Source organism: Ruegeria sp. BHSA118, assembly GCF_059613405.1.
This window is the reverse complement of record NZ_JBXWSM010000054.1, coordinates 1-13,125: the sequence shown is the minus strand read 5'-3', so window position 1 is coordinate 13,125 and position 13,125 is coordinate 1. Positions and strand designations below refer to the sequence as shown.

At 58.2% G+C, this 13,125-nt stretch carries 15 protein-coding genes; 11 read left to right on the top strand and 4 right to left on the bottom strand.

Translation table 11 applies throughout. The annotated features are described in order from the left end of the window. Window positions 1-90 precede the first annotated feature (90 nt). Entirely contained in the window at window positions 91-1,125 is a 1,035-nt protein-coding gene (gene hemE, locus AC2FNN_RS15620; RefSeq protein ID WP_496759436.1) for a uroporphyrinogen decarboxylase, read from the top strand. Window positions 1,126-1,205: 80 nt separating this feature from the next. Here hemE and AC2FNN_RS15615 read toward each other — a convergent pair whose 3' ends face one another. Beyond that, entirely contained in the window at window positions 1,206-2,300 is a 1,095-nt protein-coding gene (locus AC2FNN_RS15615; protein WP_496759435.1) for a CaiB/BaiF CoA transferase family protein, read from the bottom strand. A 165-nt stretch (window positions 2,301-2,465) separates the two neighbouring features. On the opposite strand from AC2FNN_RS15615, the gene AC2FNN_RS15610 reads away from it, so the two are divergent. The 6 genes from AC2FNN_RS15610 (at window position 2,466) to uvrC (ending at window position 9,153) form a co-directional block, all read left to right on the top strand. Then, window positions 2,466-3,395 (top strand): ABC transporter ATP-binding protein, encoded by a 930-nt coding sequence (locus tag AC2FNN_RS15610; RefSeq protein ID WP_496759434.1) that lies wholly within the window; start codon window positions 2,466-2,468, stop codon window positions 3,393-3,395. Continuing rightward, window positions 3,392-4,153: an ABC transporter permease gene (locus tag AC2FNN_RS15605; protein ID WP_117870556.1), complete on the top strand. Its 762-nt coding sequence runs from the start codon at window positions 3,392-3,394 to the stop codon at window positions 4,151-4,153. The genes AC2FNN_RS15610 and AC2FNN_RS15605 overlap by 4 nt, the downstream gene beginning before the upstream one ends. A gap of 114 nt (window positions 4,154-4,267) precedes the next feature. Further along, window positions 4,268-5,065, top strand: a complete 798-nt coding sequence (locus tag AC2FNN_RS15600) for a S49 family peptidase (RefSeq protein ID WP_496759433.1) — start codon at window positions 4,268-4,270, stop codon at window positions 5,063-5,065. A gap of 171 nt (window positions 5,066-5,236) precedes the next feature. Then, window positions 5,237-6,199: a calcium/sodium antiporter gene (locus tag AC2FNN_RS15595; RefSeq protein WP_496759451.1), complete on the top strand. Its 963-nt coding sequence runs from the start codon at window positions 5,237-5,239 to the stop codon at window positions 6,197-6,199. Between the two features lie 21 nt (window positions 6,200-6,220). Then, window positions 6,221-7,000 (top strand): SDR family oxidoreductase, encoded by a 780-nt coding sequence (locus AC2FNN_RS15590; protein ID WP_496759432.1) that lies wholly within the window; start codon window positions 6,221-6,223, stop codon window positions 6,998-7,000. Between the two features lie 290 nt (window positions 7,001-7,290). Then, window positions 7,291-9,153 (top strand): excinuclease ABC subunit UvrC, encoded by a 1,863-nt coding sequence (gene uvrC / locus AC2FNN_RS15585; protein WP_496759431.1) that lies wholly within the window; start codon window positions 7,291-7,293, stop codon window positions 9,151-9,153. On the opposite strand, the gene AC2FNN_RS15580 is transcribed toward uvrC, so the two are convergent. Beyond that, complete coding sequence (locus tag AC2FNN_RS15580; RefSeq protein WP_496759430.1) at window positions 9,150-10,034, bottom strand: DMT family transporter; 885 nt, start codon at window positions 10,032-10,034, stop codon at window positions 9,150-9,152. The genes uvrC and AC2FNN_RS15580 overlap by 4 nt on opposite strands. Before the next feature lie 173 nt (window positions 10,035-10,207). Here AC2FNN_RS15580 and pgsA point away from each other — a divergent pair, with 173 nt between their 5' ends. Genes pgsA through AC2FNN_RS15565 form a run of 3 tightly spaced genes read left to right on the top strand, consistent with a single transcriptional unit; the run spans window position 10,208 to window position 11,572 of the window. Beyond that, a complete protein-coding gene (gene pgsA, locus AC2FNN_RS15575; RefSeq protein WP_496759429.1) occupies window positions 10,208-10,876 on the top strand; it encodes a CDP-diacylglycerol--glycerol-3-phosphate 3-phosphatidyltransferase in 669 nt (222 codons plus the stop codon). Window positions 10,877-10,879: 3 nt separating this feature from the next. Next, on the top strand, window positions 10,880-11,125 hold the full coding sequence (gene moaD / locus AC2FNN_RS15570) for a molybdopterin converting factor subunit 1 (RefSeq protein WP_496759428.1): 246 nt from the start codon (window positions 10,880-10,882) through the stop codon (window positions 11,123-11,125). Between the two features lie 3 nt (window positions 11,126-11,128). Then, complete coding sequence (locus tag AC2FNN_RS15565; protein WP_496759427.1) at window positions 11,129-11,572, top strand: molybdenum cofactor biosynthesis protein MoaE; 444 nt, start codon at window positions 11,129-11,131, stop codon at window positions 11,570-11,572. A 35-nt stretch (window positions 11,573-11,607) separates the two neighbouring features. Here AC2FNN_RS15565 and AC2FNN_RS15560 read toward each other — a convergent pair whose 3' ends face one another. After that, a complete protein-coding gene (locus AC2FNN_RS15560) occupies window positions 11,608-12,327 on the bottom strand; it encodes a helix-turn-helix transcriptional regulator (protein ID WP_496759426.1) in 720 nt (239 codons plus the stop codon). Between the two features lie 84 nt (window positions 12,328-12,411). On the opposite strand from AC2FNN_RS15560, the gene AC2FNN_RS15555 reads away from it, so the two are divergent. Next, window positions 12,412-12,843, top strand: coding sequence for a RidA family protein (locus AC2FNN_RS15555; protein WP_496759425.1), 432 nt, complete (start codon window positions 12,412-12,414; stop codon window positions 12,841-12,843). Between the two features lie 11 nt (window positions 12,844-12,854). Here the strand turns inward: AC2FNN_RS15555 and AC2FNN_RS15550 are convergent. After that, window positions 12,855-13,125: hypothetical protein (locus AC2FNN_RS15550; protein ID WP_496759424.1), on the bottom strand; the 271-nt coding region annotated here is incomplete at its 5' end.

The window sequence follows — 13,125 nt, the reverse complement described above, 5'->3', positions numbered from 1 at the left end:
GCGTCACATTGCCCTGACAATGGGGGCTGAGCTTGACAAATTGCCGCCGAAGGACGACCCGTTGCCAAAACCTGAATGCTGGGGACAAACATGGCCGAGACAAAGAAACTGCTGCGGGCGCTGGCGGGTGAAGTACAGGATGTGCCGCCGATCTGGATGATGCGTCAGGCGGGTCGGTATTTGCCGGAATACCGGGCCACACGTTCTCAGGCCGGGGATTTCCTGTCACTGTGCTACAATCCTGAACTGGCAGCAGAAGTTACCTTGCAGCCAATTCGGCGATATGGGTTCGATGCGGCGATCCTGTTTGCCGATATCCTTCTGGTGCCACAGGCGCTGGGGGCTGATCTTTGGTTCGTGACCGGTGAAGGCCCGCGTTTGTCCACCATCACGCAGCAGGCCGAGTTTGATGCGTTGAAACCGGTTGACGCTATTCACGAGACATTGTCACCGGTTTACGAGACGGTGCGCATTCTCTCGCGGGAGTTGCCGTCGGAAACCACCTTGATCGGATTCGCAGGCGCGCCGTGGACTGTGGCCACCTACATGATTGCAGGGCGCGGCACGCCGGATCAGGGTCCAGCACATGCGCTGCGCGAAGGTGATACTGCTTTGTTCGAGGCGCTGTTGGACCGCATCACCGCGGCAACGATTGAATATCTGTCCGCTCAGATCGACGCCGGGGCCGAGGTGGTCAAGATATTTGACAGTTGGGCGGGGTCTTTGAAGGGCGAAGCTTTCCGCAAATACGCGGTCGAGCCGTGCCGGGTGATCACGCAAGCCATCAAGGAACGTCATCCCGGCATCCCCGTGATTGGATTTCCTCGGGAAGCAGGCGACGGGTATATCGGGTTTGCCAGGTCGACCGGCGTGGATTGCGTGGCGCTGGACAATTCAGTGTCGCCCGAATGGGCAGCCGAGAAAGTGCAGATTGATGGCTGTGTGCAAGGCAATCTGGCATCGTCGCACATGGTTACTGGCGGTCAGGCGCTGGTGGATGAAACCCGGCGCATCGTGCGCGCCTTTTCCAAGGGGCCGCATATTTTCAACCTCGGCCATGGGATCACTCCGGATGCCGACCCGGGCAACGTTCAGCTGATGATCGACACGGTGCGCGGCGGATAGAGCGCGTGGGAGGGGGCCAGCCCCCTCTTGGCCGCTGGCCAATTCACCCCCGGGATATTTATGGCCAGATGAAGAGTGCGTCAGGTGCTTTCCGGGGCTTGGAGTTCATTCAGGATCTCGGCGGTGTGTTGTCCGCGCGCCGGGCTGGGCTTTGGTTGCCACTGGTGTGTGGAGAAGCGTGGGGCGGCGGCGGCCTGTAGGGTGCCGTCAGTCTGGCGCCAAGATTGACGGGCCGCATTCATCGGATGGGCTGTGGCCTCGTCGGGGCTGAGTACCGGGGCGACGCAGGCATCTGACCCGTCGAACAGCTTGGCCCAATGTTCGCGCGGCCTGGATGAGAAGATCTCGGCCAGGCGCCGGGTCAGGTCGGGCCAGAGCTTGCGGGTGTACTGTTGTTGGAACGCCGGGTCCCGGGACAGGCCCAGTATTTCCAGAAATCGGGCGTAGAATTTTGGTTCGAGGCATTGGACCGAAATAAATCCGCCGTCCGCGCAGGTGTAGGTTCGGCTCCAATGCGGGCCGTCCAACAGGCTTTGGCCGCGGGTTTCAGACAGGTTTCCGGTTTGGCGCATGGTCATCAGAAGGTTCATCATATGGGCCGAGCCGTCGTAGATGGCAGCATCGACCACGGTGCCTTTCCCGGTTCTTTGCGCGTTGATCAAACCTGCCAGGATGCCCGCGACAAGGTACATGGCGCCTCCGCCGATATCGCCGACCAGGGTTGCCGGGGTTTGAGGCGGCTGATCCGGGAGAGAGGCGTACCAGAGCGCACCGGACAAGGCGATGTAATTCAGGTCATGCCCAGCCGTGTCAGCCAGCGGACCATCCTGCCCCCAGCCTGTCATGCGGCCATATATCAGTTTTGGGTTGCGGGTCAGGCAAAGATCCGGGCCAAGACCCAGCTTCTCCATCACGCCGGGGCGAAAGCCTTCGATTAGTGCGTCTGCCGTGTCAATCAGGCAGCGGGCGGTCGCCAGATCTTCGGGATCCTTCAGATCAAGCGCGATTGATCTTTTGCCGCGGTCCAGAAGCGAGCGGTCGGGCATGCCCGGTGTTACTGCCTGGCCTTTGCGATGGATCGTGATGATGTCGGCGCCCAGATCAGCAAGCTGCATGGCGGCAAACGGGCCGGGGCCCAGCCCTTCGATTTCGACTATGCGTATTCCATTCAGCATCGGTGCCCTCCGTTGTGGCAGAGTTTGCGGGTGGGTTGACGGATTGCAAGTTGGAATTGAGCATGGTTCTGACAACCATTACAGAATGCGCAGCACGTTGTGCGAAATTGACCTGTTACAGGCTGGTTCGGCGCGATAGGGTCTCGGTCGGAACGGGGAACGGATATGACGACCATTTTGTCCATCAAAAATCTTCGCAAGTCTTATGCGGATGGGTTCGAGGCGCTGAAAGGTGTGTCTCTGGATATTGAAGAGGGTGAGATACTTGCGCTTCTGGGACCAAATGGCGCCGGAAAGACAACCCTGATTTCGACGATTTGCGGAATAACGACTCCGACCTCTGGGGTGGTCACGGTTGGCGGACATGACACCCAGTCCGATTATCGCGCAGCGCGCAGGATGATAGGGCTTGTACCGCAAGAGATCGCGTTGGAACCGTTTGAAAAGGTCTGGAACACGGTCCGGTTGTCGCGCGGGCTGTTCGGGCTTGGCAAAGACAACGCGCGGATCGAAGAGATTCTGCGCAAGCTGTCCCTGTGGGACAAGCGCAACAACGCGATCAAGGAATTGTCCGGCGGCATGAAGCGGAGGGTGCTGATCGCCAAGGCCCTGGCCCATGAACCCCGGGTGCTTTTTCTGGACGAGCCGACTGCCGGAGTGGACGTCGAGTTGCGCAAGGATATGTGGGCGCTTGTGGCGGAACTGAAACGGGACGGTGTCACCATCATTCTGACCACCCATTACATTGAAGAAGCAGAAGCGATTGCGGATCGTGTCGGCGTCATCGACAAGGGTGAACTTTTGCTGGTGCAGGACAAAGACACACTCATGTCGCAGATGGGAAAAAAGCAGATCGAAGTCATGCTGACCGAACCCATCGATCGGATTCCCGACAGTCTGGTCAGCCACAATCTGGCCCTCAACGGCGCGGGTGATTGTCTGATCTATACCTACGATACCCATGCGGATCGTACCGGCATAACGACCTTGCTGAATGACGTGTCCGAGGCCGGGTTGGTGTTGCGCGACGTGCAGACCAGACAATCAAGCCTGGAAGAGATTTTTGTCAATCTGGTATCCGGAGAGGCCGCATGAACTGGACCGCGATCGCTGCCATCTACCGGTTCGAAATGGCCCGTTTCTTTCGCACTCTGGCACAAAGCTTTCTGTCGCCTGTTCTGTCCACGTCGCTTTATTTCGTGGTGTTTGGCACCGCCATCGGCAGCCGTATTCAAGAAGTCGAGGGCGTTTCATACGGTGCGTTCATCGTGCCGGGGCTGATCATGTTGTCGGTGGTGATGCTGTCGATTTCGAACGCGTCGTTCGGAATTTACTTCCCCAAGTTTCTGGGCACCATCTACGAGCTGTTGTCTGCTCCGGTCAATTTCATCGAGATCGTGATCGGATATGTCGGTGCCGCCGCAACCAAGGCGCTGTTTGTGGGGTTGGTGATATTGGTCACCGCGACGTTTTTCGTCGATATTCGGATCGAGCATCCATTCGCCATGGCCGCGTTTCTGATCCTGTCCTGTCTCAGCTTTTCGTTGCTGGGATTCATCATCGGCATCTGGGCCAGCAACTTCGAGCAGATGTCGCTGGTGCCGCAGCTGGTGGTGACGCCACTGATCTTTCTGGGGGGCACGTTTTATTCGATCTCGATGCTGCCGCCATTGTGGCAGACCATCACGCTGTTCAATCCCGTGGTCTATCTGATTTCGGGTTTCCGCTGGTCCTTTTACGGGCTGGCAGATGTGCCGATTGTTTTCAGTCTTCTTGCCATTGTCGCGTTTACAGGGCTGTGCCTGGCCGTCATAGGTTGGATATTCAAAACCGGCTGGCGCATTCGCAGTTGACCCTCGCCAAGGCGTTGCATTTTTGCCCATCGGGTGAGTGAATTTGGTTCACGTCGCGTTTTACGCCGGCAGAGTCCCTTGTTTACGGGTTGGCGGCACTCTACATCGGCACCCATGAAGCTCAGCCTGCCGTTTGTAAAAAAGCACCCTTGCGTGGCCGTTGTCCGTTTGTCCGGTTCCATTGGAATGGCCGGTCGCGGGTCCTTGAACGATACCACCCTGGCCCCGGTTCTCGACAAGGCGTTTCGAAAGGGAAAACCTGCGGCTGTCGCCCTCGAGATCAACTCTCCGGGCGGGTCGCCTGTACAAAGTTCTCTGATCGGCGCCCGAATTCGGCGTTTGTCGCAAGAGCTGGACGTGCCCGTGATAGGGTTTGTCGAAGATGTTGCGGCATCCGGAGGGTATTGGCTGGCGGCCGCCGCGGATGAGATCTGGGCCGACGACAGTTCGGTTCTTGGCTCGATCGGAGTCATTTCGGCAGGTTTTGGCGCGCATGTCTTCCTGGCACGGCAGGGGTTCGAGCGGCGTGTCCATACAGCGGGCAAATCGAAATCGATGCTGGATCCCTTTTCACCGGAGAAGAAAGAGGATGTGGCGCGCTTGCAAGGGCTGCTGGGCGACATCCACGAAAACTTCATCGCGCATGTCAAAGCCCGCCGGGGTGACAAGCTGGATCTCAGTGCTGATCTTTTCTCGGGTGAAGTCTGGCTGGCGCGTCGTGCGCATGAATTGGGTTTGATCGATGGTATCGCCCATCTGAAACCCAAGATGCAGGAACGCTTTGGCGACAAGGTCAAGTTCCGCCGTTATGGCGTGCGCAAACCGATCTGGTCGCGGTTCGGGGTCAGCCTGGCACAGGATGCCATTGCCGGATTAGAGGAGCGTGCGGCCTACGCGCGTTTCGGTTTGTGACGTGATCATCAAGGCTGTCACACTTTTTCTGATTGGCATGGGTGTCCTGGCGATGTTCGGCAAACTGCGCTTTCCGGGACAGAAGAAACTGAGTTCGGCCAAATGTCCGCGCTGCGGACGGTTTCGCATAGGCAAAGGCCCTTGTGCCTGCGAAAAAGGAGGTCGGACTTGATCACCACTTGGCTGTTGTCTGGTCTTGGGCTGTTGATCCTGCTGCTTGCAGGTGATGCGCTTGTGCGCGGTGCTGTGAACCTGAGCCTGCGTCTGGGTGTTCCGGCGTTGATTGTCAGCCTGACGATTGTGGCCTTTGGCACGTCTGCACCCGAGTTGTTGATCGCCATCAGCGCATTGAAAGAGAACGCTCCCGGTATTGCGCTGGGCAACGTTGTCGGATCGAACACGGCCAACATCCTGTTGGTTCTTGGACTGCCCGCATTGCTGGCTACGATTCACACCAGTGAATGTGACAGCCGCAGAAATTACGTCTTCATGCTGATGGCGACGGTTCTATTCATCGGGCTGGCTTTTTGCGGAACATTCACCTTTTTCAGCGGTCTGATCCTGCTGGCGGCGTTGAGTCTTGTCCTCATGACTGCCTTCCGTGAGGCAAAAGCACATCGCAAGGCCTGTGGTGAGGCTTGCGCGGATGATGACGAGCTTGAAGGCCTGGAAGAAGCTGATCCTGACATGCCCTACTGGAAGGTATCGATTTACCTGACCCTGGGGCTGGTGGGGCTTCCGATGGGCGCTCATTTGCTGGTCGACAACGCGACCGTCATCGCAAGAACCTATGGGGTCAGTGAAACGGTCATCGGCCTGACCCTGATCGCGGTTGGAACCTCTTTGCCCGAACTGGCGACGACGCTTATGGCCGCATTGCGCAGACAGGCCGATGTCGCGCTGGGCAACGTGATCGGTTCGAACATGTTCAACCTTCTGGCCATCATCGGGATCGCAACCTGGTTCGGGCGCATTCCGGTCGATCCGGAATTCCTTCGGTTCGATCTGTGGGTCATGCTGGGAGCATCGCTCTTGCTGGTTCCGTTTGTATTCCTCAAACGCGACATCTCGCGCGTCTGGGGGTTGGTGTTGACTTTCCTTTATGTGCTTTATGTCATCGTACTGCTGGTGTGATTTGACCAAACGAGGTGAAGTATGACCCGAGCTTTAGTCACTGGCGCCGGTATTCGTTTGGGCCGGGCCATGTCTCTGTATCTGGCAGATCGAGGTTTCGATGTGGCCGTGCATTACGCCTCGTCCGAAGGTCCGGCGCAGGAGACGGCAGCAGAGATACAGGCCCTGGGCCGAAAATCCGTGACCCTGAAGGCCGATCTGCTGGATGAAGCTCAGGTTCAGGCGCTGCTGCCCAAAGCGGCCGAGGCGCTGGGCGGGCCAATCACATGTCTGGTGAACAACGCTTCGATTTTCGAATACGACAACATCCGCACGGCAACCCGGCAAAGCTGGGATCGACATCTCGACAGCAACCTGCGCGCGCCCTTTGCGCTGACGCAGGCCATGGCAAGTCAGGGGCTGAGCGCCGGAACAGATGAGAATGGTGAACCGCTTGCAGCCGGCCTCATCGTCAACATGGTGGACATGCGTGTGCGCAAACTGACGCCCGAGTTCATGTCATACACCATTGCAAAGATGGGTTTGTGGACTCTGACCCGAACGGCGGCGCAGGCATTGTCTCCGACGATCCGTGTCAATGCGATTGGGCCGGGCCCAACGATGCAGGGCCACCGCCAAAGCCAAGAGCATTTCCAGGCACAGCGTTCAAATACCGTTCTGGAGCGGGGATCCAACCCGTCTGACATAACCGCTGCGCTTGGGTATTTTCTGGATGCACACGCGGTCACCGGACAGCTTTTATGTGTGGACGGCGGTCAGCATCTGGGTTGGAAAACTCCGGATGTTCTGGGTGTAGAATAAGTAATTCTGCTGCAAGTTTTGCACCGCTCTCAATCGTGTTACATGCGCGTTACAAAAATGTCTTTTTTTTCATACACTTGCTAAGTATGCAAAAAAATATCATTTTAAAACAAATACTTGATAAGTTGCCTATTTTTTGTGCAAGTAAAGGAAAAGGCAAGGAAACAAGGGGATTTCCGATCTTCCGGAATTTTATCTTCACACTTATCCACAGAAACCGTGGATTTGTTTTCTCTTGATCTGACAGGCGTGAGATTGCAGCCATTGCCAGAGAATCATATCTCAGGATCATGACCACCGACAGCGAATCATCCCCTACCGGCTATGCCTGCATTCAGCGCTATGTGAAAACGCTGGACAGTTCTCCGGGCGTTTACCGCATGCTCGATGCCGACAGCCGGGTTCTGTATGTCGGCAAAGCCCGAAATCTCAGGGCACGGGTGTCGAATTACACGCGGCCGGGTCATTCGGGGCGGATCGAAAAAATGATCGCCGCGACGGCCTCGATGATGTTCCTCACCACGCGAACCGAGACCGAGGCCCTGCTGCTCGAGCAGAACCTGATCAAGCAGCTCAAACCCAAGTACAATGTATTGTTGCGGGATGACAAAAGCTTTCCGAACATACTGGTCGCCAAGGATCATGACTTTCCGCAGATCAAGAAACACCGAGGGGCGAAGAAGGAAAAAGGTGCCTATTTCGGCCCCTTTGCCAGTGCCGGTGCGGTGAACCGGACGCTGAACCAGTTGCAAAAGGCATTCCTGCTGCGCAACTGTTCGGATTCCATGTTCGACAGCCGAACGCGGGCTTGCCTTCTGTATCAGATCAAACGGTGTTCCGGGCCGTGTGTCGGCTTGATTTCAGAGCAGGATTACCGCGAAAGCGTGAAGGACGCCGAACGCTTTCTGTCGGGCCGCTCGACCAAGGTGCAAGAGGAACTGGCCGAGCAGATGATGGCCGCATCCGAAGCGATGGAGTTCGAACGCGCAGCCGGTCTGCGTGACCGCATCCGGGCGCTGACGCAGGTGCAGACCTCTCAGGGTATCAACCCGCGCGGTGTGGCCGAGGCGGACGTGATCGGCCTGTATATGGACAGCGGTCAGGCCTGTGTGCAGGTGTTTTTCATCCGTGCCAACCAGAACTGGGGTAACAAGGATTTCTATCCCCGCGTCGGCCCGGATGTTTCACCTGCCGAGGTGATGGAGGCCTTTCTGGGCCAGTTCTACGACAACAAGGAACCGCCGCGGCAGCTGATCCTGTCGGACGGAATCGAAAACGTGGATCTGATGCAGGACGCCCTGTCTGAAAAAGCCGGGCGCAAGGTCGAAATCCTTGTGCCGCAGCGTGGCGAAAAACAGGAACTGGTTGCCGGTGCCTTGCGCAACGCGCGCGAGGCTCTGGCCCGCCGCATGTCGGAAAGCGCCACGCAGGCCAAGCTGCTGCGCGGGCTGGCCGAGGCGTTTGATCTGGATGGTCCGCCGGGGCGGATCGAGGTCTACGACAACTCTCATATTCAGGGCACCAACGCGGTCGGCGGCATGATCGTTGCCGGCGCCGAGGGGTTCATGAAGAACGCTTACCGCAAGTTCAACATTCGCGGTGATGACCTGACACCGGGTGACGACTTTGGCATGATGAAAGAGGTACTGAACCGCCGCTTCACCAGACTGCAAAAGGAAGACCCGGACCGCGACAAAGGACTGTGGCCCGATCTGTTGCTGATCGATGGTGGTGCCGGGCAGGTAAGCGCCGTGCATCAGATCATGGTCGAACATGGGGTCGAAGACATTCCCATGGTCGGCGTCGCCAAAGGGGTCGACCGCGACCACGGCAAGGAAGAGTTCCACCGGATCGGCCAGCGCCCCTTTGCGCTGAAACGCAATGACCCTGTGTTGTATTTCATTCAACGCCTCAGGGACGAAGCGCACCGGTTCGCCATCGGCACCCATCGTGCGAAACGCGCCAAGGCCGTGGGCGCAACGCCTTTGGATGAAATCCCAGGGGTAGGGGCTGCGCGCAAGCGTGCTCTGTTGACCCATTTCGGCAGCGCCAAAGCCGTCAGCCGGGCCAATCTGGCCGATCTGAAAGCGGTCGAAGGGATCTCGGCCGGGTTGGCGCAGAAGGTTTACGATTTCTTCCACGACAAGGCCTAGGCCTGCCGACCCCGCCACAGGATATAAAGGCCCGACGCGACGATCAGCGCGCTGCCGATCCACATGTTGGGATCCAGCCTCTCACCAAACATGGCTATGCCAAGCCCGATGCCGAACAACAGCCGGGTGTATCTGAACGGGGTCACGGCGGACACTTCGCCCGTGCGCATCGCCTTCATCAGCGACGCATAGGCGATTACGCCCATCAGCACCGCACCGGTCAGGTGCAGGCTGGTGTGAAGGCCAACCGGTGCAATCGGCGCGCCCTCCCAAAACCGATAGGCCACGCCGGCCACGATGATGCTGAGGAAGCCGTAAAACCCCAGGACTTCGGTTCCAAGCGTGGCAGGTGCTGCGCGGCTGGCCAGATCACGTCCGGCAAATCCCAGCATTCCCAGCACCGCCAGTATCGACAGCAGCGAAAAGCTGTCTCCGGTGGGTTGCAGGATGACGACAACGCCGATCATGCCGACAAAGATAGCGCTCCAACGCCGCCAGCCGACTGTCTCGCCAAAGAACAACGCGGCGCCTGCAACAACGACCAGAGGCGTGGCTTGCAGGATTACCGTGGCCGAAGACAACGGCGTCAGTGCGATGGCCAGAACATAGAACAACCGACCAAAGACCTCGAACAGCACCCGGATTTTCATCGGGCGGGACAGAACGTCAGGTTGCAGCAGCCGCTGCCCGCGTGCCAGGGCCACCGCAGCGAAAATCATCGACCCGCCCGCGCCAAAAAGAACCAGGACCTGCCAGATCGGCAGCGCGGCTGAGGCCGCCTTCAGCAACGCATCCTCAAGCGCAAAACCGGCCATCGCGGCGACCATCCAGAGGCTGCCAATCATGTTCGACCGTGTGTCGGTTTGAATATGCGCTGTCATCTGCTACTTTCCGGCTGGGCTTGCGCTGCAATCTGACCGCAAAGCCGGAAAAGGCCAAGAGGTACTGTTCTGAGACGTCGGGCCTGCGGCGCTTTGACCAAGCGCTTGTGAGTGATGCAGTTTTTTGTCTGATTGGCTTTTCTGTCCCGGACCGGCAATATAGGGTCCAAGCCATGAAGTGGAATTTGCCCAATCTCCTGACCGTCCTCCGCCTGTTGGCCGCGCCTGGGCTGGCTGTAATGTTTCTGTATTTCACCCGTCCCTATGCGGACTGGTTTGCACTGATCCTGTTCCTGTCAGCGGCGATTACCGATTGGTTCGATGGGTATCTGGCCCGCGCATGGAAGCAGGAGACCAAGATCGGAGCAATGCTGGATCCGATCGCCGACAAGGCCATGGTGGTGATCGCGCTTATGATCCTTGTGGGCTATTCGACCGAGCACTGGACGCCGTGGCTTGTCCTTCCTGCGACCGTGATCCTGTTTCGCGAAGTCTTTGTCTCGGGCCTGCGGGAATATCTGGGCGATGTGGCCGGGACGCTCAAAGTCACCAAACTGGCCAAATGGAAGACCACGGCCCAGATGGTCGCCATCGCGGTTCTGTTTTCGCAGGGTATCTTCGAGCACTATGCCGTGATGGCGAGTTTTGGCATGGATGCGGATCTGGTCGAGCAGATCATTGCGGGTCAGGTCGAAGACGTGAACCACCTGCGCCTGAATGTCGACGGCATGTACTGGGCGGGTCAGGTCGGGCTGTGGCTGTTGTGGATTGCGGCCACGCTTACATTGATCACCGGCTATGACTACCTACGTAAAGCCATGCCTCATCTGAAGGAGAGCTAACCGATGGATGTTCTGTATTTCGCCTGGGTGCGCGAACGCATCGGCTTGCCCAGAGAAAAGGTCGAAACGCAAGCGGCCACGGTCAGCGATCTGGTGGCTGAACTGAGCGCTCGGGAAGAGCGCTATGCAGCGGCATTTGCCGATTTGTCCGCGCTGCGCGTTGCGTTGGATCAGGAGCTGTCGGATTTCGATGCTTCGCTGGCAGGTGTTCGGGAAGTTGCGTTTTTCCCACCGATGACGGGCGGTTGACCAATGCGGATCGCGGTTCAGGAAGAGGCATTTGATCTGGGGGCCGAGGCCAATGCCTTTGCCGCCGGGGATGATGCCAATGGCGCCATCGTTACCTTCACCGGCGTTGTGCGTGATCTGGCGAGCGGTGATCTGGATGTGATGGAGATCGAGCACTATCCCGGTATGACCGAACGCGCCCTGACCAAGATCGCCGAAGAGGCGCAGGCGCGTTGGGCATTGGGTGACGTGCTGGTGATTCACCGCCATGGACGTCTGGCCCCGGGCGACAAGATCATGATGGTGGCCACCGCTGCACGGCATCGCAAGGATGCGTTTGAGGCGGCGGAGTACCTGATGGATTACCTGAAATCCCGTGCTCCCTTCTGGAAGAAAGAAATCACCCGGTCGGGTGCGGAATGGGTTGCCGCAAAGGATGAGGATGAAGACGCGCTGACCCGGTGGTGAGGATGCGTCGGGCGGGCGGTTCGGCCGTCGCGGCCTTATTTCGGCAGATCATTGAACGGGCAAACATCGTCTTCGAATGGAACTCTCTTGCGGCGGAACGTGGCACCCTCAACGCATTCCGGGTTGCTGATCCTGTCCATGCGGAAATGCCGAAAATCATCTCGCTGCGGATCCCAGGCAACCAGGTACCAGAGCGGTGGCAGGATCAGCATAGCTTGCGGTTCAACTTCGCGAAAACTCTGGACCCCTTTGGCGTCGCGATAACCAAAGCGCAGGCAAAGCCGATTCAGAAACGCCTGTTCGAAGGCGGGCAGAAGGGCCGCATCCATGGGTCCGAGGTCGGTCAGGTCCTGCTGAGGCGACAATTGTCCGACGTAAAGGCAATCGAGAAAGCGACGCAGATCGCGCATCCGGTCCGCTGGCAGGGATTTTTCGATCTTGGCCAGACCTGCATCCGCCAGATCCGAGAACGGCAATGCCCGTGCCGCCCGCATTGAGGCCACGCTGAGGAGCAGGGCAAAAACCTCGGTTACCGACAACCGGGCGGTTGTTTGGACGGATTGCGGATCAAGTTGCAGCCCGCCACCCCGGCCACATTCGGAATAGATTACAAATCCCTGATCGCGCAGTGCAGCGATGTCGCGCAGGATGGTGCGGCGTGAAACGCCGACCTCTGCGGCCAGCTCTTCAACGGTGGAACTGCTGTTGCGTCGTAGGATACGGGCGATGGCGTCTTGTCTGGTCGCGGCTTTCATCAGCTCAGCCTAGCATATTCGGTGACAAAATTTGGCACTATTACCGTCTAGACCTGTCCCTGCACCTCAGCAAGGAGATCGAACATGACACTTGAAAAACAAAATCTCGAAACGACCCTGCGTCCTCAGATCGTCAATCCCGGACACCTCCACGAACCATCCCAGAACGGCTATAGCACCGCCGTTGTAACCCTGGGCGCCGGTCGGTTGGCCTTTGTCTCGGGTCAGGGTGGGCAGGATCAAACCGGAGCGTTGTCGCCGGATTTCGGCGCGCAGGTCGAACAGGCCTATACCAATCTCAAGGCGGTGATCCACGCGCTTGGGGCGCAGTGCGATCAGGTTGTGAAGCTGACGGTTTACGTGGTGGACCACGACATGTCGAAACTCGGCCTGTTGACTGACGCCGTCAAACGCGTGTTTGGAGATACTCTGCCAGCGCAAACCCTGGTCCCGGTGCCAAAGCTGGCAATCGAACCGATGCTGTTCGAAGTTGAGGCTGTTGTTTGCCTGAACTGATACTGTAGGGTCTAGTCGGCGTTGTTGATCCGGCCGCGCATTTCCTCGGCCTCTTGCCGCGCGGCGCGCAGACCGTCCATGGCTGCGGCCAGTTCTGCCTCTGTCTGGGTCAGCTGATTGGTCAACTCGGCTTCACGTTGCTGAAGATAGGTTATGGCCTGATCGCGGGTTTCTTCGGCTTCGTGCAGCTCCTGGCTCATGCGATCCAGATCGGCAACGTCGCTTTGGCGGACGCGGGACAGGCGGTGTGCCAGCCAGTTGGCAAACCAGCCCATGCAGAAG

Excerpts from the sequence above, each read along its gene's own strand:
- AC2FNN_RS15555 (WP_496759425.1), top strand. The coding sequence starts at position 12,412 with ATGACACTTGAAAAACAAAATCTCGAAACGACCCTGCGTCCTCAGATC.
- moaD (WP_496759428.1), top strand. The coding sequence starts at position 10,880 with ATGGATGTTCTGTATTTCGCCTGGGTGCGCGAACGCATCGGCTTGCCC.
- AC2FNN_RS15605 (WP_117870556.1), top strand. The coding sequence starts at position 3,392 with ATGAACTGGACCGCGATCGCTGCCATCTACCGGTTCGAAATGGCCCGT.
- AC2FNN_RS15580 (WP_496759430.1), bottom strand. The coding sequence starts at position 10,034 with ATGACAGCGCATATTCAAACCGACACACGGTCGAACATGATTGGCAGC.
- AC2FNN_RS15610 (WP_496759434.1), top strand. The coding sequence starts at position 2,466 with ATGACGACCATTTTGTCCATCAAAAATCTTCGCAAGTCTTATGCGGAT.
- AC2FNN_RS15565 (WP_496759427.1), top strand. The coding sequence starts at position 11,129 with ATGCGGATCGCGGTTCAGGAAGAGGCATTTGATCTGGGGGCCGAGGCC.
- AC2FNN_RS15615 (WP_496759435.1), bottom strand. The coding sequence starts at position 2,300 with ATGCTGAATGGAATACGCATAGTCGAAATCGAAGGGCTGGGCCCCGGC.
- AC2FNN_RS15560 (WP_496759426.1), bottom strand. The coding sequence starts at position 12,327 with ATGAAAGCCGCGACCAGACAAGACGCCATCGCCCGTATCCTACGACGC.
- AC2FNN_RS15590 (WP_496759432.1), top strand. The coding sequence starts at position 6,221 with ATGACCCGAGCTTTAGTCACTGGCGCCGGTATTCGTTTGGGCCGGGCC.
- pgsA (WP_496759429.1), top strand. The coding sequence starts at position 10,208 with ATGAAGTGGAATTTGCCCAATCTCCTGACCGTCCTCCGCCTGTTGGCC.
- hemE (WP_496759436.1), top strand. The coding sequence starts at position 91 with ATGGCCGAGACAAAGAAACTGCTGCGGGCGCTGGCGGGTGAAGTACAG.
- uvrC (WP_496759431.1), top strand. The coding sequence starts at position 7,291 with ATGACCACCGACAGCGAATCATCCCCTACCGGCTATGCCTGCATTCAG.
- AC2FNN_RS15600 (WP_496759433.1), top strand. The coding sequence starts at position 4,268 with ATGAAGCTCAGCCTGCCGTTTGTAAAAAAGCACCCTTGCGTGGCCGTT.